Origin of the sequence: Bradyrhizobium sp. Gha, assembly GCF_900113735.1 — a bacterium.
Lineage (GTDB): Bacteria > Pseudomonadota > Alphaproteobacteria > Rhizobiales > Xanthobacteraceae > Bradyrhizobium.
In genome coordinates, this window is record NZ_FOQM01000011.1 from 23,654 (window position 1) to 40,947 (window position 17,294).

The 17,294-nt window shown below is 59.7% G+C and carries 14 protein-coding genes; 8 read left to right on the forward strand and 6 right to left on the reverse strand.

Features of this window, described 5'->3' with window-relative positions; genetic code table 11:
- Positions 1-10 precede the first annotated feature (10 nt).
- Complete coding sequence (purB, locus tag BM222_RS15890; protein WP_210188506.1) at positions 11-1,456, forward strand: adenylosuccinate lyase; 1,446 nt, start codon at positions 11-13, stop codon at positions 1,454-1,456.
- A gap of 122 nt (positions 1,457-1,578) precedes the next feature.
- Here purB and BM222_RS15895 read toward each other — a convergent pair whose 3' ends face one another.
- The 5 genes from BM222_RS15895 to BM222_RS15920 all read right to left on the reverse strand — a co-directional run bounded on the left by BM222_RS15895 (position 1,579) and on the right by BM222_RS15920 (position 7,635).
- Positions 1,579-1,791 (reverse strand): hypothetical protein, encoded by a 213-nt coding sequence (locus BM222_RS15895; protein ID WP_092229275.1) that lies wholly within the window; start codon positions 1,789-1,791, stop codon positions 1,579-1,581.
- Positions 1,792-2,535: 744 nt separating this feature from the next.
- A complete protein-coding gene (locus BM222_RS15905) occupies positions 2,536-2,841 on the reverse strand; it encodes a DUF1488 family protein (protein ID WP_092229172.1) in 306 nt (101 codons plus the stop codon).
- Between the two features lie 270 nt (positions 2,842-3,111).
- On the reverse strand, positions 3,112-5,370 hold the full coding sequence (locus BM222_RS15910; RefSeq protein WP_092229173.1) for a caspase family protein: 2,259 nt from the start codon (positions 5,368-5,370) through the stop codon (positions 3,112-3,114).
- Between the two features lie 9 nt (positions 5,371-5,379).
- Positions 5,380-6,300, reverse strand: coding sequence for a trypsin-like serine peptidase (locus tag BM222_RS15915; RefSeq protein WP_092229174.1), 921 nt, complete (start codon positions 6,298-6,300; stop codon positions 5,380-5,382).
- A gap of 15 nt (positions 6,301-6,315) precedes the next feature.
- Positions 6,316-7,635 carry a metallophosphoesterase family protein gene (locus BM222_RS15920; protein WP_177243250.1) on the reverse strand — a complete coding sequence of 440 codons (1,320 nt, stop codon included), beginning with the start codon at positions 7,633-7,635 and terminating at the stop codon, positions 6,316-6,318.
- 134 nt (positions 7,636-7,769) lie between these two features.
- Between BM222_RS15920 and BM222_RS15925 the strand changes: the two genes are divergently transcribed.
- A complete protein-coding gene (locus BM222_RS15925; protein ID WP_092229176.1) occupies positions 7,770-9,872 on the forward strand; it encodes a DNA/RNA non-specific endonuclease in 2,103 nt (700 codons plus the stop codon).
- A gap of 616 nt (positions 9,873-10,488) precedes the next feature.
- Positions 10,489-10,683, forward strand: a complete 195-nt coding sequence (locus tag BM222_RS15930; protein ID WP_143105973.1) for a hypothetical protein — start codon at positions 10,489-10,491, stop codon at positions 10,681-10,683.
- 25 nt (positions 10,684-10,708) lie between these two features.
- Here BM222_RS15930 and BM222_RS41105 read toward each other — a convergent pair whose 3' ends face one another.
- Complete coding sequence (locus BM222_RS41105) at positions 10,709-10,906, reverse strand: hypothetical protein (RefSeq protein ID WP_177243251.1); 198 nt, start codon at positions 10,904-10,906, stop codon at positions 10,709-10,711.
- Between the two features lie 177 nt (positions 10,907-11,083).
- Between BM222_RS41105 and BM222_RS15935 the strand changes: the two genes are divergently transcribed.
- The 5 genes from BM222_RS15935 to BM222_RS15950 all read left to right on the forward strand — a co-directional run bounded on the left by BM222_RS15935 (position 11,084) and on the right by BM222_RS15950 (position 17,268).
- Positions 11,084-12,238 carry a hypothetical protein gene (locus tag BM222_RS15935; protein WP_177243252.1) on the forward strand — a complete coding sequence of 385 codons (1,155 nt, stop codon included), beginning with the start codon at positions 11,084-11,086 and terminating at the stop codon, positions 12,236-12,238.
- A 168-nt stretch (positions 12,239-12,406) separates the two neighbouring features.
- Positions 12,407-14,026, forward strand: coding sequence for a hypothetical protein (locus BM222_RS15940; RefSeq protein ID WP_092229179.1), 1,620 nt, complete (start codon positions 12,407-12,409; stop codon positions 14,024-14,026).
- Positions 14,023-15,114, forward strand: a complete 1,092-nt coding sequence (locus tag BM222_RS15945; protein WP_092229180.1) for a DUF8225 domain-containing protein — start codon at positions 14,023-14,025, stop codon at positions 15,112-15,114. The genes BM222_RS15940 and BM222_RS15945 overlap by 4 nt, the downstream gene beginning before the upstream one ends.
- A complete protein-coding gene (locus BM222_RS42130; protein WP_244547146.1) occupies positions 15,111-15,266 on the forward strand; it encodes a hypothetical protein in 156 nt (51 codons plus the stop codon). Before BM222_RS15945 ends, BM222_RS42130 begins: the two co-directional genes overlap by 4 nt.
- Positions 15,267-15,321: 55 nt before the next feature.
- Entirely contained in the window at positions 15,322-17,268 is a 1,947-nt protein-coding gene (locus BM222_RS15950; protein ID WP_244547147.1) for a S8 family serine peptidase, read from the forward strand.
- Positions 17,269-17,294: the final 26 nt, after the last annotated feature.

Here is a 17,294-nt window from a genome sequence, read left to right on the forward strand (position 1 = left end):
TGATGCTCTGATGAATATCTCGCCCGTCGACGGCCGGTACGAGCGCTACACAAAGCCGCTCCGCCCGATCATGAGCGAATTCGGCCTGATCAAATACCGTATCGACGTCATGGTGCGCTACTTCTTGGCGCTCGGTCAGCACGATGGCATTCCCTTGCAGCTCGGTCAGGCTGATGTCGAGGCGCTCGAAAGCATTATCCATGCCTTCGCGCACGACGATGCTGCCTCGATCAAACAGCTCGAGACTAGCGGCTGGAACGGCATCCCGGCCACAAACCACGATCTGAAGTCGTGCGAACTCTGGTTACGATGGAAATTCAATCAGATCGGCCTCGGCGGCCACGTGGAGTGGATCCACTTCGGTTGCACGTCCGAAGACGTCAATAATATCGCCTATGGGTTGATGCTGCGAGATGCCGTCGACGCGCTCATAGAGCCGCTGCGGTCCATTGCCGATTGGTTGCGTGACTGGGCAACGCAGTTTGGTCAAATGCCCATGCTTTCGCGTACGCACGGCCAGCCGGCAACGCCGACAACGCTCGGTAAGGAGTTCGCAGTGTTCCGAGAGCGCCTGCGTCGGCAGATGCAACAGATGGCCACGCTCAAGGTCGCCCTCAAGCTCAATGGCGCCTCCGGCAACTATGCCGCAATGCACGCCGCGCTTCCTGGCGTCGATTGGCCGCAATTCGCGCAGGCTTTTGTCGAGGACGGCACATACTTGCGCAAGGGAGCGCATATCTCGTTCACGTTCAATCCACTCACCACGCAAATCGAGCCGCATGATACCTACGCGGAGCTCTTTGCGGTTATCATGCGCATCAACACCATCCTGGTGGACGTCGCGCAGGACATGTGGCGCTACATCAGCGACGAATGGATCGTGCAGAAGGCCGTCTCAGGCGAAGTCGGCTCGTCCGCGATGCCGCACAAGGTCAATCCGATCAATTTCGAGAACGCGGAAGGTAATCTCCAGATCGCCAACTGGCTCATGGAAGGCTGCTGTCGAAAACTTCCGGTTTCGCGCCTGCAACGCGACCTGTCCGACACAACGGTCGCGCGCATGTTCGGCACGATCTTCGGGCACTGCGTTGTCGGGTATGAAAATCTGCGCACCGGCATGAAAAAGGTCTCACCAGATGCCGGCAAGATCCGCCAGGCTCTCCTCGACCACCCGGAGGTGCTGACCGAAGCATATCAGACTATTCTGCGCAGCAAAGGCTATCCGAACGCTTACGATGCGCTCAAATCGTTGTCGCGCGGCGCGAAGATCACGCTCGCCGATCTACATGCCTTCGTGGATGGTCTGGATTCGAAATTCATAGACGAGGAAACGAAGAAACGAATGAAGGAGATCACGCCTGATGTATACGTCGGTCTCGCGCCCTCTCTGGTGCCGCGGCAGGACCCAAAAACGAGACTGGCAACGCCTCATGACCCCACCGGCGTCGGGCGGTAACCGGCATCAACCGATACCGGTTACGATAGGCCATCGCGAATTGGTTACGAGTACCGCGGTATCGCATGGGCATTGAGAGAACCGGCTGGCTGTTGAGGCCGGCGGGTTTTTGGTCATCGGTGCTAGGCCTCTTTGCTAAAGACGCCGAAATTATCGCAGACGATGGCGAATGCTTTTTTCACCTCTGCATCTTCAAAGCAAAAACGGGTGCCAACATCAGCGCGGTCGGTTGACCAACCGAGCTTGCTTCCTTTTACAAGACGCGAAGCTTCTCCTCGCAGCAAATCCAATTGTCTTCCCGCTGCATGGACGATCAAGCAATGCTCTATCGACATCAGACTCATTCCCAAAAAATGCCGTTGAATAATGAGGCCGCAGCCTAGATGCAGACTGCGGCCCGCGCTTCGTCACAAAAAAATCCGGGTGAAAAAGATCTAAGTGAAATATAGAGCCAGCCCCGGTAAGAATTTCCTAACACATTATGCCACAAGTCGCGAATCATTTCGCTAGTTCCGAATTTGGAACTAACAAACTCAAGGCGCGCAAGCGGATCCCCCAGTCGGATTTATGAATTGGGCTCCCGCTTTTGCAATGCGATCGTTTTTCCTCGATCCGATTCAGGTGGCGCAGCATCTTGCCGCCGACCAGAAACCAGCGCGCCGATTGTGCCTACGCCCACGAGCACGCCGCCCGCAATCATGAGCCAATGGGGAAGCTGCAAGTCACCTAGGTCGATCTGCAGCGCGGCCAACATCATTGTTTGCTTGCGCTTCGGGAGCTGGCATCGGCTCGGTGGGTTCGGCGGCAGGTGCGGGACCCCTGAGCTCTGATGGTGCCGCACAATCGCCGGCCCAAAGCTTGGTCCCTTTTACCGTTGCTACGAGCTTACAACCCGTCGGGCCCGCCGGCTGCTGCTTATGCGGTTTGCTAGCGGCCTTGGGCACAGCGGCTGGCTTGGGGGCCGCGGTTTGGGCGATGGCAGATACCGAAAAGCCAAGAATGGCGAAGGTGACAGTCAGCGGTGTCCTCATCATCATTTCCCCTTCCTCAGCCGGATCTCGACCAGGCGTCTGATCCATCTAGATGGGATCGTTGGTGGTCAATCGGATCGTCGGCATACCTTCATACTTCTCCGCATCAGGTCCGGCCCGATCAAACTTGTCGCTGGCTGCGGCTTCGATGCGAGCTCGAAACCTCTCGAAGTGCTCAAATGCGGAAGCCAAATCCCGAATGTCAAAGGGATCTAACTGGGCGAGAGCCTCGTAGCTGACAAAAACGCGGACGGGCCGAATAGGCGAAGCGTCCTTGACGATCATCCAAAACCCGATTGCCCGCAGTTCGCCGTGAGCCACGGCTTTGGCTTTCCCGTCGACGACAAGCGGCATGGCACTCCTCCTGCGCCGATACAACCGCACCGAGCGATCAGGCGCAATGATTTCCCCAAACCGGGCGTCCGGCGAAAGAACAGCCGGCCGGTTCACGCTGGCGAGGCTCTCCCTTGGTTAGCGTGCCGGTGTTGAGCGAGTGAGAACTTCGTAGGCTCGCTCTGCCTGCTACCTCGTCAAATTGGCTCCTATGCTCCTCCCCACGCAACGCCGGGGCCGCCGCATCAAAGCTGCATGATAAGATTTATAGATGCTTATGCAGCCTTCACCTCACCTTGCCGCTGGGACGCCGCGCCAGGCGGTCCATGGACTCGAGTAATCCAGCCTGGCCGCCGGGATCGGCAATCTGCTTTCAAGATCGTCGTAGGCCCGTAGGCCGTCGAGAAATAGCGGAATGGCTTCGAAATCAGGCTTCGAGATCCCGGCCAATCGTGCCAAGGCCGCTCCGTCCGGAAAGTCCGGGAAATAGGTTGTTAAATTGTTCGCGACCTCGGCAAGCGATCCTCTCTCGCCTCTTCGGATCAGTTCGTAGGCTGAGAGCGCCGTGGCGATCGGGTCGACCCATTTCATGTACAGGATTTCGTCCAACAACTGGCTGGTCATGGTCTCCCGTATATCGCGTCGATTGCGGAATGCACGCATTGCCTGGGCCAGGGATTTGACGTCGGCCAACGGATTCCGGAAGCGTAGTCGTTCGGCGACGAATGGATGCAGTTGCCCGACCTGCTCTCCTAATGGGAGCAGATATTGGGCCAGTACTGGCGTTCCTATCTCGTCCAATGTGAGCGTAAACAACGTTGCTCGGTTGGGCGACGACAGCGAAGCGACGGTGTATGCGGCTTGCCCGCTCACTTCAAACGAAACGAGCTGCGGCCCCGTCGAGATCGGAACGTAGAGTTCCCGCACCCCGTCCAGCCCGGCGGGCTGGTGGGCAGGAAGCCAGCTCGGCACCGCTCCCGGCTTCCAGACCGACACTTTCAACTCCAGGCCGGCATCGTCGAATCCCGCAAGCACATACAGCGGGGAAGCGCCCGGCATCTCTTGTCGGAAGTCGTGCAGCGGAAGAGCGCCGATCTTCGAATAGTAGCGCCCGAAGATGCCGTTCATTATCCTCCCGGCTCCCAGCACGGCAAGCCATACATTCAAGTCGGGATCCGCGAGCGGTCCGCCGAGACTTTCGGAGAAATCGACAGCTCCCCCGTCCACAGGAAATCCGCTAGCGGCGATCGAAGCTTGAGCCGTCTTTTGAGTCCAGTCGGTAAGGTTGACGGACTTCCCGCCCTCCACATCCAAGATGCGGCTGCTGACGAGAATGCTATCCCTGTCGCGCATAGTCGCTGCGTACCTGCCTTTCGGCAGCGCACCTACGGCATCCCTACCGAATATCTGTCTCTCACCGGTGTTCAGCTCGCGCAGCTCGATGGAGGTTTGGGGCGGCACCAGTACATCGGAGAGATCGGGTCCCGATGCGACCTCCAGAGTGGGCAGATTGCCCACGTGGAAGGTCACGTCGTTGTCCTCGAACAGGAGAATGGTGCGGTCGTTGTCGCGCACCTTCGTGTTCTGCAGGTCGACGCTCATCGTATAGCGGTCAGGCTTGACGACCAGATCGGTTACGTCGCCGGTCAAGGCCACCCGGAAGTGCCCCGTCCTTCGGCCGTTCATAACGACGAATCCCTTCACGGGCTCGGTTGCCCCCTCGATGCGAACAACGCAGTTAGTCGTCGGTGCGGGCTTGAAACGCGCGATGATGCCGTCGGCCTCTCCCCCCGCTCCTTCGACCTTGTTGTACATGGGTTGATCCTTCAACCGACCTGTCACGTAAATCCGCAACGTGTCGTATCTGACGAGCATCGCGTCGTCATCGACCTCGTCCCAGGTCTTGGCGATGCTGCGACCCTTGAGTCCCTCGATCAGTTCGCGGGGAAACCGTCCGTCAGCGGCCGCCGTGGCCGCCGGCACGGTGGACTGGAGGAGAAAGGTCATCGCCTCCCCCGTGGTCTGCGGATTGTTGGGCAGACCGAAGGTCGCGCCTGCGATCTTCGTACCGTCAAGCTCATTACGGCAAGCATCCACGAAGTAGTACTGCTTGCCGGGTCCGAGCTCCTGTCTCAACCAGTAGATCATCTTGTCGAGATGCAGACACGCAGACGCCCCCGACAGCTCCATCGAGCGATAGTTGGCGGCAATAAGCTGGTCGGCCCGCGCCCCAGCGGAAACGAAGGTAAAACCATGGCCGCTGAAGAAAAAGAAGAATTCGTCCGTCGAGTCCTGACCGGCCGCTCTTATGTCCAATAGCGCTTGATTGATGTCATCCAACTTGGCGGGTCTGCCGTCCGGCACTATTGGCTCGGAGCAGAACACGATCTGGCGATCCGTCTGCGCAATGTGTTCTGCATTCCATTTGGCCGACAGCCAGTCGCGGAACGCGAGAGCCGCCTCGCGGGTGCCCGGGAGCTTCGGCCCGATGCTTCCGTCCTGGACGTCCACGTAGTCTTCGATGCCGATGATCAGCGCGCGACGGCTCACGAAGGCCTCCTACAACAGGTTCTTCACCTCGTCGGCCGATATGCCTTCGTTACGATACATGAAGTAGCCCGACTTGTGGATACCCACGACCTGGGCCGTCGCCAGCGAAAAGATCGGCGAGCCCGAGTTTCCTTGCGTCGTCGAACAATCGTGGAAGATGTCTGGCTTCTCGGTGGCGTCGAGTACCTCACCCAGCGCAGCGCTCCGCACGCCAAATTTCCCGTTGAACACGGCAGTCAGGAAGAGCGGGTTGTTGTTCTCGTCCTTTCCGGGGTATCCGATCGCGGCTATCCTATCCGCCTCCCTCAAATCATCGTCCGAAAAAACAACCGGCGCGCGGTCCGCGGTCTCGGCTCGCAGCACGACGATGTCCTTCTTGGGATGAACGTGGACCACCTCCGTGATGCCGCCGATGTCGGACGAGGCATTGGAGGCGCCCGCTTCCTGTTTGAACACGATGCGCGCGCTGCCGGAAGCCAGCACGTCCGCGCCTCCGCTGAGCACCGCCAAAACGTGGCGGTTGGTGGCAATAAGGCTGTCGCCGACGACGAAGCCAGTCCCGACGTGCGACTTCTTTGCATCTTCGATCCTCCCGATCGAACGGACGAAGGGGCGGACCTTGCCACGAAAGCCGCTCCACTCGTCCTTCAATTCAGTCGGCTGCAGGTCCCTATTCGCCGTTTCCGGAAGGTCTCCGAGCTCGCCGTCGCTCGTAAGCACCACCGGTCGCATGAGCCTGATGACCATCTCAAGCGCGGCGATTTGGCTAGGTGTCGGGATCTCTCCCTTCTGAAACGTCTCCAGCGCTTTCTGCGCCTCCGCCTCGCTGTCTGGAATGTTCTTGGAGCCGACGATGGCCCTCACCTTCCGGATCGCCTCCGCCGGTGTATTGGAGCCGAGTGCTCGGCGCGCCCGATCGAATGTGCTCAATTCAGCGCTCCTTCGTCACGCCAATTGCTTGGAGTAGATCAGCGTTCCCCTGGCGTCCCGCACCTCCTCCATGAGGTGCTCGCCGTCGAGGGAAAGCACCGCATAGCCGTGAGGCACAAACTTCTCCTCTTCGCCGAAGATGAATTCGTTCGGCCCTTCCAGAACAAGGGCGCGGGACAGCCGATTGCCCGAAACCATCGTCGACGGACAGAAGCGCCAATCTGCGCGCTCGTATGGTTTACCGGTTGCCTGCTCCAGCCCAATAGTGGCCTTGCGGGTCTGCGGCATGCCGCTGTGGCCTATACAGCGCCCCAGAATTCCGAAGCTCGTGTCGGGGTTTTCGTAGATCGTGCACCGGTGCTCGTGGCCCCAATACCATGCGAAGATACGCTTGCTGCGCAACAGCTCCCCAAACTCAGGATGTGACCAGAGCTTTTCGCCCTGCTCGGATTCGATGCTGGAATAGAGTTGATGGTGTGAGAACAGGATGATCCTGCGCTCTCCGGCCGCCCGAACTACGTCGAGTAGCCAGCGCACCTGCTCGTCATCGATGGCGTGGTCGATGTAGGCGACGTCCAAACCTACCAAGGTCCATCGCGAATTCTGGTACGCGAAGTAACTGCCCTGCTGACCGAATTCCGGCAATGTCTTCCCGAAATAGGCGTCTCCGCCCGAATACATCTCGTGATTCGAATTAAGCGCGAGGTTGATGGCACCATTTCGCCTGGGCCATCCGCGGAGGAACCGGTCGGCGACCTCCTTTTCGGTTCCGGAATAGTAGACATCGCCCAAATGCATGATCACATCGAACGGGTCGGGATCGTCCACGATCGCGGTGGCGATCTTCGGAGCACCGTAAAGACCGGTGCCCCAATCCCCGAGAAGGGCCAAGCGCGCTCTTTCAGGAAGCACAGCGGCTTTGGTGTCGGCCGGCCGCAGCATCTGGTGAGGCCGTAGGTGTTTGAGCTTCTCCCAAGCGACGGATGCCCAGCCGAACCAATCGTCGGTATCAAACATCGCCTCGAGCCCCCCGGCAGGTAGAGGCTTCAACGACAACTTTGCTGCGTCTCCGGAAGCGATGAGACTTTGCAATCTTGCGGCGCGGGCGTCGTGAGTAGCCGTCAAGACCTTAGCGTCGGCTTTCTTCTCGGCTTGGCGAAGTTGATCAAGCACGTTGCCGACACCCGCCATGATCGCAGCGCGCTGCTCCGGCGCTACGGAGTTATCCCGCCGGGACGCCTCCTCGATATTCCCGACCGCTTCTTGGGTCCCGAGCGCTTTATGCACTTGGTCGAAGGTCACGACCACCGGCTCTGAGAAAGCTTGATCGCTCATCACCGACCTCTCCGCTAAGATCATGCGAGCCTATCATAAGACGACCATGCCGCCCCTGGGGAATTCCCCAGCTTGTCCGTCGCATGACCGTCTTCCAATCATGCCACCTTGAAGACTTTTAGCGGCAGGTGGTCATGCAGGCGGACAAGTCGAGATTGAAGGCGATTGTGGATGCCACACGGTCCGATCGCGAAAGGGTGCGACAACTTGTCGACAGCCGCAGATGGCGGGAAGCCGAGCCCGATCGGGCCCGGATGGCCGTCTTCACCGCGAAAACGCAGCGGCGAACGCTCCCCGCCGGAGCTGCGGAAGCGATCCAAGGCACGGACGACCTCCAGGCCTCGTGGTTTCTGCCGGCCGGTGCGACTGTGCGGCGTTCGGTTGGATATGTGGAGGCGAATAACGCTGGCATCTGGTCTGTAGGAAGCGGATTTCTTATAAGCCCGGATCTCTTCCTGACCAACCAGCACGTGATCGCCGACGCTACCGCGGCCGCTGCCACCCAGGTCACCTTCGATCGCGAGGCCGGAGAAGATGGGACAATGCGCCCCACGACCACTTTTGCGCTCAACCCGCAGACGTTCTCGATCTTCTCCCGTCAGGAGGATTTCGACTACGCCTTAATCGCGCTCGGGGCGAAGATCAGCGGTCCAGCCAGCCTAGAAGAGCTCGGATATTGTGCGCTTTCGAACAAGCCGGATCGGCACGTGATCGGGATGAACGTCAACATAATTCAGCATCCCAATGGCCTTCCCAAAATGATCGGTGTCCGAAACAACGTGCTGCAGTACCGTACGGACCGCACTCTCCTTTATGAGACGGATACTGAACACGGATCCTCCGGCTCGCCCGTTTTCAACGACAGTTGGGAGTTGGTCGCGCTCCATCATTTTGGAGAGCCGTTCCTGGAGCGCACGGACGATGAAGGGCGTCCCATCCCCGTCAACGTCAACGAAGGGGTGCGCATCAGCGCGATCTTCGAGGACCTGGCGAGCAGGTTGGCAGCTCTGCCCGAGAATCAAAGAGCGATACTGCAGGCGGCATTGGATCTATCGAAACGCGCCATCGCGCATGCCGGCGGAAAAACGCTTTCCCCGCCGCGCCCGTCGGATCCCAGACAGGAAAGCCTAAAGATCAGCGAGGAGCGTAACACGATGAGCGGCGACGGTTCGGCCAATGAGATGAAGTTGGTGATTCCTATCGAGGTGACCGTCAGGGTCGGACAGACGGCGGGCACCAAGCTGCAGGCTGCTCCGGCGGAGCCAGTCAAAAGGTTGACGAGCGGCGCCGAAAAGCTAGCAATCGACCGCGACTATTCGAATCGTGATGGATACAATCCGCACTTCGTGAAAGGTGTCGAGTTTCCGCTTCCCGAACCTACCGGTAAGACGGCCAAGCAAGTCGCTCCGCTAAGGGCCGACGAAGCGAATGCCGCCGAAGGAGAGCTGAAGTATCAGCACTTCAGCATCAAGTTGAACAAGTCGAAGAAGATGGCTCTTTTCACAGCCACCAACATCGACGGAAACAGGTATCTGGACATCGACCGCCAGACCGGGCTCGTCAAGGAAGCGGCGGAAGGCGAGACCTGGTACACGGATCCCCGAGCCAGCGATTCCTTCTATCTCGGTCAGCCGTTCTATTCGGCATGGTCCAATCTCTTCGACAGAGGGCATCTGACCCGGCGCATGGATCCGAACTGGGGCAGCGTCGAGGAGGCGCAACGTGCCAACGCCGACACCTATCACTTGACGAACTGTACGCCGCAACATTTCCGCTTCAACGAGAGCACGAAGTTCTGGCAGGGCGCCGAGCAGTACGTCCTGGAGAACGGCGCCATCGCGGAAGATACGGAAAACAAGATCTGCGTCTTCCAAGGCCCCATCTTCAACGACAAGATCGATCTCTGGTCGGACGACGTCCAGATCCCTTCGTCGTTCTTCAAGGTGATCGCCTGGAAGGGAAAGTCCGGAGTGAAGTCGGTGGGTCTGGTCGTCGATCAGCTCGCCCTGCTATCTGAGCAGAGGCATGGCGGGATCAAGCCCGGCCCAGCGACCTTCGTAAACGTCTCACAATGGCGCGTAGCGATCGCCGACGTCGAGAAAAGGACCGGGCTCGACTTCGGCAAGACAATCCGTGACGCAGACACCTTCGAAGACGCCGGCCAACCGGTGGTCGGGGAAGCGACGAAGTCAGTCCCGATCCGTTCGAAGGCGGATCTGTTGCCCAAGCTTACTTGAGCTTCTGCCTTCACTCAGCCCCGTGCACCCTCCGCGTGGCGCGACGTTGGCGGTGGGTGCCTTGGTCGGCTTCAACTGCTCATCAACGAGATGACGCTCGGGATTGGCCCCCGTCCCGCGATCAGCATTGACATCTCCTTCTGACCGGCGGCCGCCGTCTACCCTGAGCGAGGTCGTTTGCCTGGACAAGGAGAAGTGCTTCGTACGCTCGGGGCATCGCCTCGGGAGCTCGAGGGGGCGACTTGCCGCAATATCAAAGCCGACCGGCCTCGTTGGACGCCGGACCAGCATAGGAACGGTTGGGAGGCGCCGGCCTTGAATATGTCGCTGAGCCCTCGAAGTTGGGGCTCAGGTCCACCACCGAATTTTGCAGGATTTCGAGCTCATGAGGGGATTGAACGGCTGAAGGCGACCCCTAGCTAAGATCGGTCATAATCGGTCCGTTTCGGACCTGGTTCAGGTCAAGTTAAGGTTTACGCGGTATAAATCACCCATTCGAGGGTCGATGCGAGCCGCGTCGGCTGCCCGCTGTTGTGTCGATTCGTTCACTGTGGTAGCGATTTGGCATTGCAAACGCAGGTTATTTTGAATGGGCAGACTACTTAGGGTGCGCGCCATGACCGAACGGGACCGAGAGTCGCAAGGGCTAAGGCAGTCGAACGACACCAGCCGCCAGCAGCAGCAGACGACCTATGAACATCCACCGCTCACGCGGGACCAGGAGCAGTACCTGCGACGCATACAGTCGTCCTCGAACGCGCATGACCGCAACCTGCTGATGGGGGGTCCGCGCAACAAGCCGGCCTCCTGAGCACCTGCGTTGAATGTGGAAACGTCTAGCGACCGATACGGTCAATATCGCCTGCGCGCCCCCCTTCTCCTTCTATTTCGACATCGTCCGGGAATATTTCCGCGCAGCGACGAATACCCAACCGCTCCACCGGATCTGCACGCTCACCCGAAAGCAGCGGGCGACTTGGCTCGTCGCGGAATGCGCGCTGGATAGGCCGGACGTCCAGGAGGAGATCGAGCATCTCGACCGCCGATATGGAGGTGGCGGCGAGGCGAGCGCGACAGCCTTATCGTTCTTCAAAAACTGCCACTCGGCGAATGACGTGCGGAATTCACCCGAAGCCGAGGCCAACCTACTGGCACATGCCGTCATCATAAACTACCGCTCCAAACGGAAGGCCGACTTCTCCCACTCGTACGTGTTCGAGGCCATTCTCGCCCCCATCAAGAACTCGTTCGGCAATGGTCACTCCGGCCTTCTCATCAACAATTTCGTCGCCGCGGAGGGGCATTTCGAACGCACGATTTCGAGGCGGGTTTTCGCGCTCAAGGGCGTCTACTACTGCCAACAGAACGACACGACGCACGTCTGCGGTCATGCATGCCTGCGCATGGCGATCAATTCCGCGGGACAGTTCGCCAAGCCAATCAGCAACGTCGGCATCAACAGATTCCTCGGCATCACGAGCAAGGTCAAGGGTCTCAAGTCCGGACAGATGGAAGACGTGATTGCCGACGCGGGCCTCAACCCGTTGGTCATCACTAAGCTGAAGCCTGAGCACTTTCTTCCCGAGCTCGCCTCCATCGTCGAGTCCGGCTACCTAGCGTTGCTCGGCTTCACGACCAAGCGGCGCGCCGATCACGTGGTGACGGTGTTCGGCCATACGAGGAATTCCGACGAATGGCATCCGCAAGCCATTCCGGCGTATTCAGGCCCGTCATCTGCAAAGTATCTTCCGAGCGGTTCCTGGATCGACCACTTTCTCATCCACGATGACAACTTTGGTCCGCATTTTTCGCTCAGCGCGCGGTCGTTCGACCTGCACACCAACGTCAAACCTAGCTGCCTCATTGGGCTGCTTCCTGCAGAACCCGTGGTGCATTCGAACTATGCGGAAGGGTTGGCCTCGAGCACGCTGAAGAACCTGCTTCAGCAATTCGAGGGGCGACAGATGAACAAATGGCTGGATTATATGGCGATCCGGCCCCAAGATTTCGTTCTTCGAGCTATTCTGATGAAAGGATCGCAGTACTTCGGACATCTGAAAGGAATGACCGGACACGATGGCACGTTGCTCGACGACTTGACAATTTCGAAGCTGGAGTGGCTTCCGGAGTATTTTTGGATGGTCGAATACAGCTTGCCGCCGCTCTACACCGGCAACCGCACCAAACTCGGCGAGGTGCTGATCACCGCAGCCGATTTCAAAGGTTACAGCGCGGGTCACGTGCTCGCCGTCCGGCTCCCAGGATTGGTGCTTCGCAGCCAAGGAACGACGTTCGATGGCCTCGCAAGCAACCTGTGCTCCCATTCGCCGATCTACGAATGCCGGCAGTTTGACAATCACTGGTGAATATCGGCGATCCAGCATCGGTATGGGCTGAGCAAGTTCCGAAAGGCGTCCTCAGCCCCTCGGACGTGGCTGGGGTAACCCCTAGTTGACGACCAGACGCGCCGGACGACAATCCGACCCGCTCCCCCAACTGGGGACTTCTGACGAGCATGCTCCGGAGCGTCTGTTTTGAGATCGCGTTTTCCGACCCGGCAATATCCCTACCGCGTCCCTACGTCGGGCGTAGCCTTAGGGACACGAGACCCTCTGGCGGAGGCTAAGGTTGGCGACGTTGTCCGCTTTTTTCTAGGCCGGGATGACGAGCCTGTCGTTCTGACCCAGGAAGCCATCTCGCGCGACCTCAACGATCCATTCGGCAATTTGGTCCTCGGCGCCGGACATCGGCCAACTAATCTTCAAGATGTTCTGAAGATTCTCGACCAGGCCATCGGACCGGACGCACTGCCGGGACAGCGTCTCTACCGCGTCGCTGATGGCGGCCAGATCACTTGGAGCGCAGAGACCACCAAGCTCGACCGCCACCTCAGGCTCGTGGTCACCAGGCATCGCGGCCAGGATGCCGAGCTTTTCATATCGACCGCACCGCCGTTCGACTCGGCCGACATCTTCCTTCAGATCTTCGCCTGGGATCCGAAGTCGGCGGCATACAATTTCTACGAACGCCGACGCGGTGTGTGGTCGTGGGCCGGCAGTTCGTGGGAGGCGCTGGAGGAGCCCACGAGAGGACACGGGCCCTTCGACAGCCACATCAACGGCGGTCCGGTCATGAAGGAGTTGAAAGCTCCCTGGATGCACTGGCACTCGCAGGCCGCGCCGATCGGCGACGAGATGCTAGCTCCAGACGATCCTCTTCTCACCGACGCCTTCTACCATGGAACGGATTTGAAAGGAGGAGAGGACCTCGAACTGCTGGTCAGATCCGGTATCGCACGCTGGACGAACTCGCGGTTCGATCGTTTTGTGGTGGCGGGACGACTGACCAACGCAAAAGGATTCTTCCGGCAGATTTTGACGACCACTACAGTGAACATCGCCTGCTCACCTCAGCAAAGCGCCTCGCTGTCTGACGACGACATCCTGCGGCTTCCGACGACATTCTTCCTGAATTCTGATTGCCTGGTCGATGAACTGAAGCTCCAGGTCTCGCTTGGCCGCCTCAAGGTGCCGGCAGCTTTCTATCGGGCTTCGTGCAAGAAGCATGGTGTTAGGCTGAAGGATGGCGAGGTTACGCTGGAAAAGGACACCTACTTCGCGTTCCCGATCCCTGAGCCTTCGTTCGAAGACGAGATGGTGTTGCGCGAACTGCTGGCACGAGGCGTCCTATCCAGGCGGCTTGCCATAGGACTGCTTAGCTTGGATTTCCCAAACCCCATCTTTTCGGAACGACGTGCCGCTCTCCTGGAGTTCATGCCGTCGGACATCGCGCTCGATGGAGGCGCCGAATTAGACAAGCGCTTCTCGGACGCCGTCCGGGCGAGCCCGCGTGTGGCGGATCCTGCCTCTCCCGAATCGGAGTTTCTCCGGTTTTGGGACAAACCTGCCGGCTCCGGCGAAGTCGAGCTGGTCGAACGCATTCAGGCGTATTGGAAGGCGGTCGGGGAGAATATCTCTACTTCTGACGGCTTCGACGACCTCTTCCGCCTGGCGGAGTCGCGACGACGACAATTCCGAAAGCGACCGCTATTAGAATTCGGTCTTACGCTGCCATGCGCGGCAAACCTGGAAATTCCCGCTCCGTTGCGCATGACGGAAAGCGGGCATATCGAAGCAACCTCGGGGCCATCATGAACGCTTTCGACCCTCCGGGCTTTCTCGCAGACCTCGATGCCAACGGGCGTGCGGCGTGGGGCGAATGGATCTCAGATCAAATCAACAAGGCCGCGGCCGGGCAGCCCCAAAGTTTCGATTTCGATGCGCCCAGACAGCGCTTCTTCAACGCTCTGAGCACCCCTCCGGACGCGGACGCCGTCGAGAAGGACATCACTTGGACGGCCTTCCCAAAAATCGTCGCGCTAGATTCGGCGACCGATCAGGAAAGGTGGAAGACCGCCGACGGAAGCCGCGACGTCCAGGACGAGTACTGCGAATGGAGCGTCACACGCGCTGGCGGCAAAATCAAAAGTGTCATGTTCACCTGCGAAGGTCCGGAATATTGGGAATTCCTCGCCGCCACCAAACCCGATGTCGTCCTGGCGCTGTACCGTAAGCACATCGATCCTTCGGTCGCCGCCAAAGAGCTGTTCGGAACGGACGGCAGCTATCTGGCGCGCAACAAATGGAATAGCGGGACTTCTCGCGGCGCGATGCATCTCATCCAGGACAACAATACCTTGTCGGCTGAAATCGAGCTTGCGGCCGGAGCAAGCAACACCAGAGCGCCGAAGGGCACCCTCATCACCGACGCCAAGGAGCTGATCGACTGTGGCCGCTACGGTCAGGCGGATCGGCACAGCGACCCCAAGATCGGCAGCGACGTCAACACGCTGGCGCGCGCCGATGCCGATATCACGCTCGCCAATCCCGTCGGCATCTATTTCGATGGGTTGAGCACGGCCGGGTGGAAAACGCCCGATCAATCGGATCCCGCATCGTTCTGGAAGGTCGTGCGCGGCACCGAGGCAAAGCCCGTTCGCGCGATCTTTGAAGTACCGTCAGACCGCAATTACCTCGTTGGCGACATTACTGTCAACGGACGCCCAATAGAGTACGGAGCTCAGATCGCCGACTTCATCACAATGAAGCTCACCGGTTTGGCAACGCGGTTCGGCAAGAGCAAGCATCCTCCGCTCGCCGGCTGCAAGAGGAGGTCCGCAAAACCGACCGCCGCCATCATCGACGTCGCCTCGACCTTAGGCAATAGACCCACCACGCGTTGACGGACGAGCAAAATGGCTATGAAGGCGAAATCGAAAGCGAAGGCTCCGCGCTCGAAAACAAAGGCCGCGAAGGCACCGGCGAAGCAAACAGCTCCAAAGAGGGTGACGGCCGCCAAGAAGCGAGCGGCGCCAGGCAAAAGTGCCTTCTCTAGAGACAATGGCGAAGCTTTCTTCGCGTTCAGGGCGGGTCCCCAATTCGCGGCCGCCATGGAGAGCTTCGCGTCGTCACCGGCTGGTCGAGGTCTCGCGGCGGCGACCGCCTTGAGCCTGGCCGATCCATCTCCGAAGCTTTCGTCGAACGAGCTGAAGACGAGGCTTTCCGCCGTCGCCAACCGCAAGCTTTCGGACTTCAAGCCCTTGAAAGTCACCATAACGACCCCGATGGATCCTCGCCTGCAGCTTGCGTTGGCGAACTACAGGATGGGAAAGCGAGGACCCGAACTGGCTGCGACCGCGGGCGACGAGGTCGCGGTCATCGCGCGCGTCAGATCCGTCGACGATTGGACGGCGCTGCCCGACGTGGATCCGGGAGCCGTTCTGGGACAGTCCGAGGATGGCTCGTCCATCGTGACCGGCCGACTGCCCGTCAAAAGGTTGGAGGCCGTTCGATCGGAAAAGAACATCCTTAGCCTCAAGGCCTCACAGCCGCTGCATCCGTCGCTGACCGCCACCATTCCCGCGATGAAAGTTTCCGACGTGGCGTTGCCTCACGGGACATCGCCCGACGGCGGTAAAGGCGTGGTGATCGGCATCGTCGATTTCGGTTGCGACTTCGCGCACCAGAACTTCCGCCAAAGCAACGGCAAGACACGCCTGCTCGCAATCTGGAATCAGGGAGCGACTACCTGGCCGGGCGGCACCGTCAAATACGGCAGGGCCTATTCCCGCGCGGAAATCGACGCCGCCCTGTCGGCGCCCAATCCCTATGCCGCGCTCGGCTATGCCCCGCCCGCCGAACCTGGTGGCACGCATGGCACCCACGTCATGGACATCGCAACCGGCAACGGAAACGGTACCAAGCAGGCCGGCGTCGCGCCGAAGGCGGACATCGTGTTCGTGGAAGCTTCGACCACGAACATCGCGTGGATGAGCCCGGAAACCGCCAATCATGCCTTCGGTGATTCGGTGCAGCTTCTGGAAGCAGTCCGCTTCGTCTTCGATCAGGCCGCAGATCGGCCCTGCGTCGTCAATCTGAGCCTCGGCACCAATGGCGGTCCGCACGACGGCACCTCGTTGGTCGAGCAGGGTCTCGACGCGATCGTCCGGGAGAAACCGAACCGGGCCGTCGTGATCGCGGCCGGCAATGCCCAGACCGACGGCATCCACACCACGGGCACCGTGCGGTCGGATGCGGAACATCTGATCGAAATCAAACAACAAAGCGAGGGCGGCGCCGAACTGCAGATCTGGTACCAAGGCGGACGGCGGCTGAGAGTATCGGTCGTCGCACCTGACGGCTCGGTGTTCGGCCCCGTCGAGCCCGGCGGCAATCTGACCATTGGTGCGCCGAACCAGATCGCGATCTTCATCGGGAGTCGTCTAACCGATCCCAACAACGCCGACAACGTCGTGGGCATCTGGATCGCCGAGGGTCTCTCCGAAGACAACTTCATCGTGAAGCTCGAGACGGTCGACAGCGAGGCGGTCGAGTATCATGCCTGGCTGGAACGCGATGACCGTCGCCAGGCTTCCTTTATGTCGCCCGTCCCGTCGCACTCGCTGGGTTCCATTTCGACGGGTCACCATTCGGTGGTGGTCGGCAGCTACGATGCGCATAAGGCGAATTTCCCGATTTCGACGTTTTCGAGCTCGGGCCCCACCCGCGACAATCGCCAGAAGCCAGAATTGTCGGCACCGGGCCAATTCGTGATTGCCGCGAAATCCGGCTCGACTAACGGCGTCACCAAGAAGTCTGGAACAAGCATGGCGGCTCCCGCCGTGACCGGCTTGATCGCGTTGGTCTATTCGGAGGCCAAGCGGAAAGGCCAAGACTTGGCGATTTCCGAACTCAGAGACCGCCTTCTGTCCACCGCCACCGTCGCGCCGGCGATGCAACCGGGGGCGTGGCACTGCGTTTACGGTTATGGGCGAGCCACGGGAGACGCCGTGGCGGGTCCCATCCTGGCGGCGACCGCGGCCAGTAACGGTTCTTGAACCTTTGGGTGCGCAGGTTTATATTG

Bases quoted from the DNA above. Each gene is read 5' to 3' on its own strand.
- purB (WP_210188506.1), top strand. From the start codon at position 11: ATGAATATCTCGCCCGTCGACGGCCGGTACGAGCGCTACACAAAGCCG.
- BM222_RS15930 (WP_143105973.1), top strand. From the start codon at position 10,489: ATGACCGAACGGGACCGAGAGTCGCAAGGGCTAAGGCAGTCGAACGAC.
- BM222_RS15950 (WP_244547147.1), top strand. From the start codon at position 15,322: ATGGAGAGCTTCGCGTCGTCACCGGCTGGTCGAGGTCTCGCGGCGGCG.
- BM222_RS15920 (WP_177243250.1), bottom strand. From the start codon at position 7,635: ATGAGCGATCAAGCTTTCTCAGAGCCGGTGGTCGTGACCTTCGACCAA.
- BM222_RS41105 (WP_177243251.1), bottom strand. From the start codon at position 10,906: ATGCTCGATCTCCTCCTGGACGTCCGGCCTATCCAGCGCGCATTCCGC.
- BM222_RS15895 (WP_092229275.1), bottom strand. From the start codon at position 1,791: ATGTCGATAGAGCATTGCTTGATCGTCCATGCAGCGGGAAGACAATTG.
- BM222_RS15925 (WP_092229176.1), top strand. From the start codon at position 7,770: ATGCAGGCGGACAAGTCGAGATTGAAGGCGATTGTGGATGCCACACGG.
- BM222_RS15945 (WP_092229180.1), top strand. From the start codon at position 14,023: ATGAACGCTTTCGACCCTCCGGGCTTTCTCGCAGACCTCGATGCCAAC.
- BM222_RS15905 (WP_092229172.1), bottom strand. From the start codon at position 2,841: ATGCCGCTTGTCGTCGACGGGAAAGCCAAAGCCGTGGCTCACGGCGAA.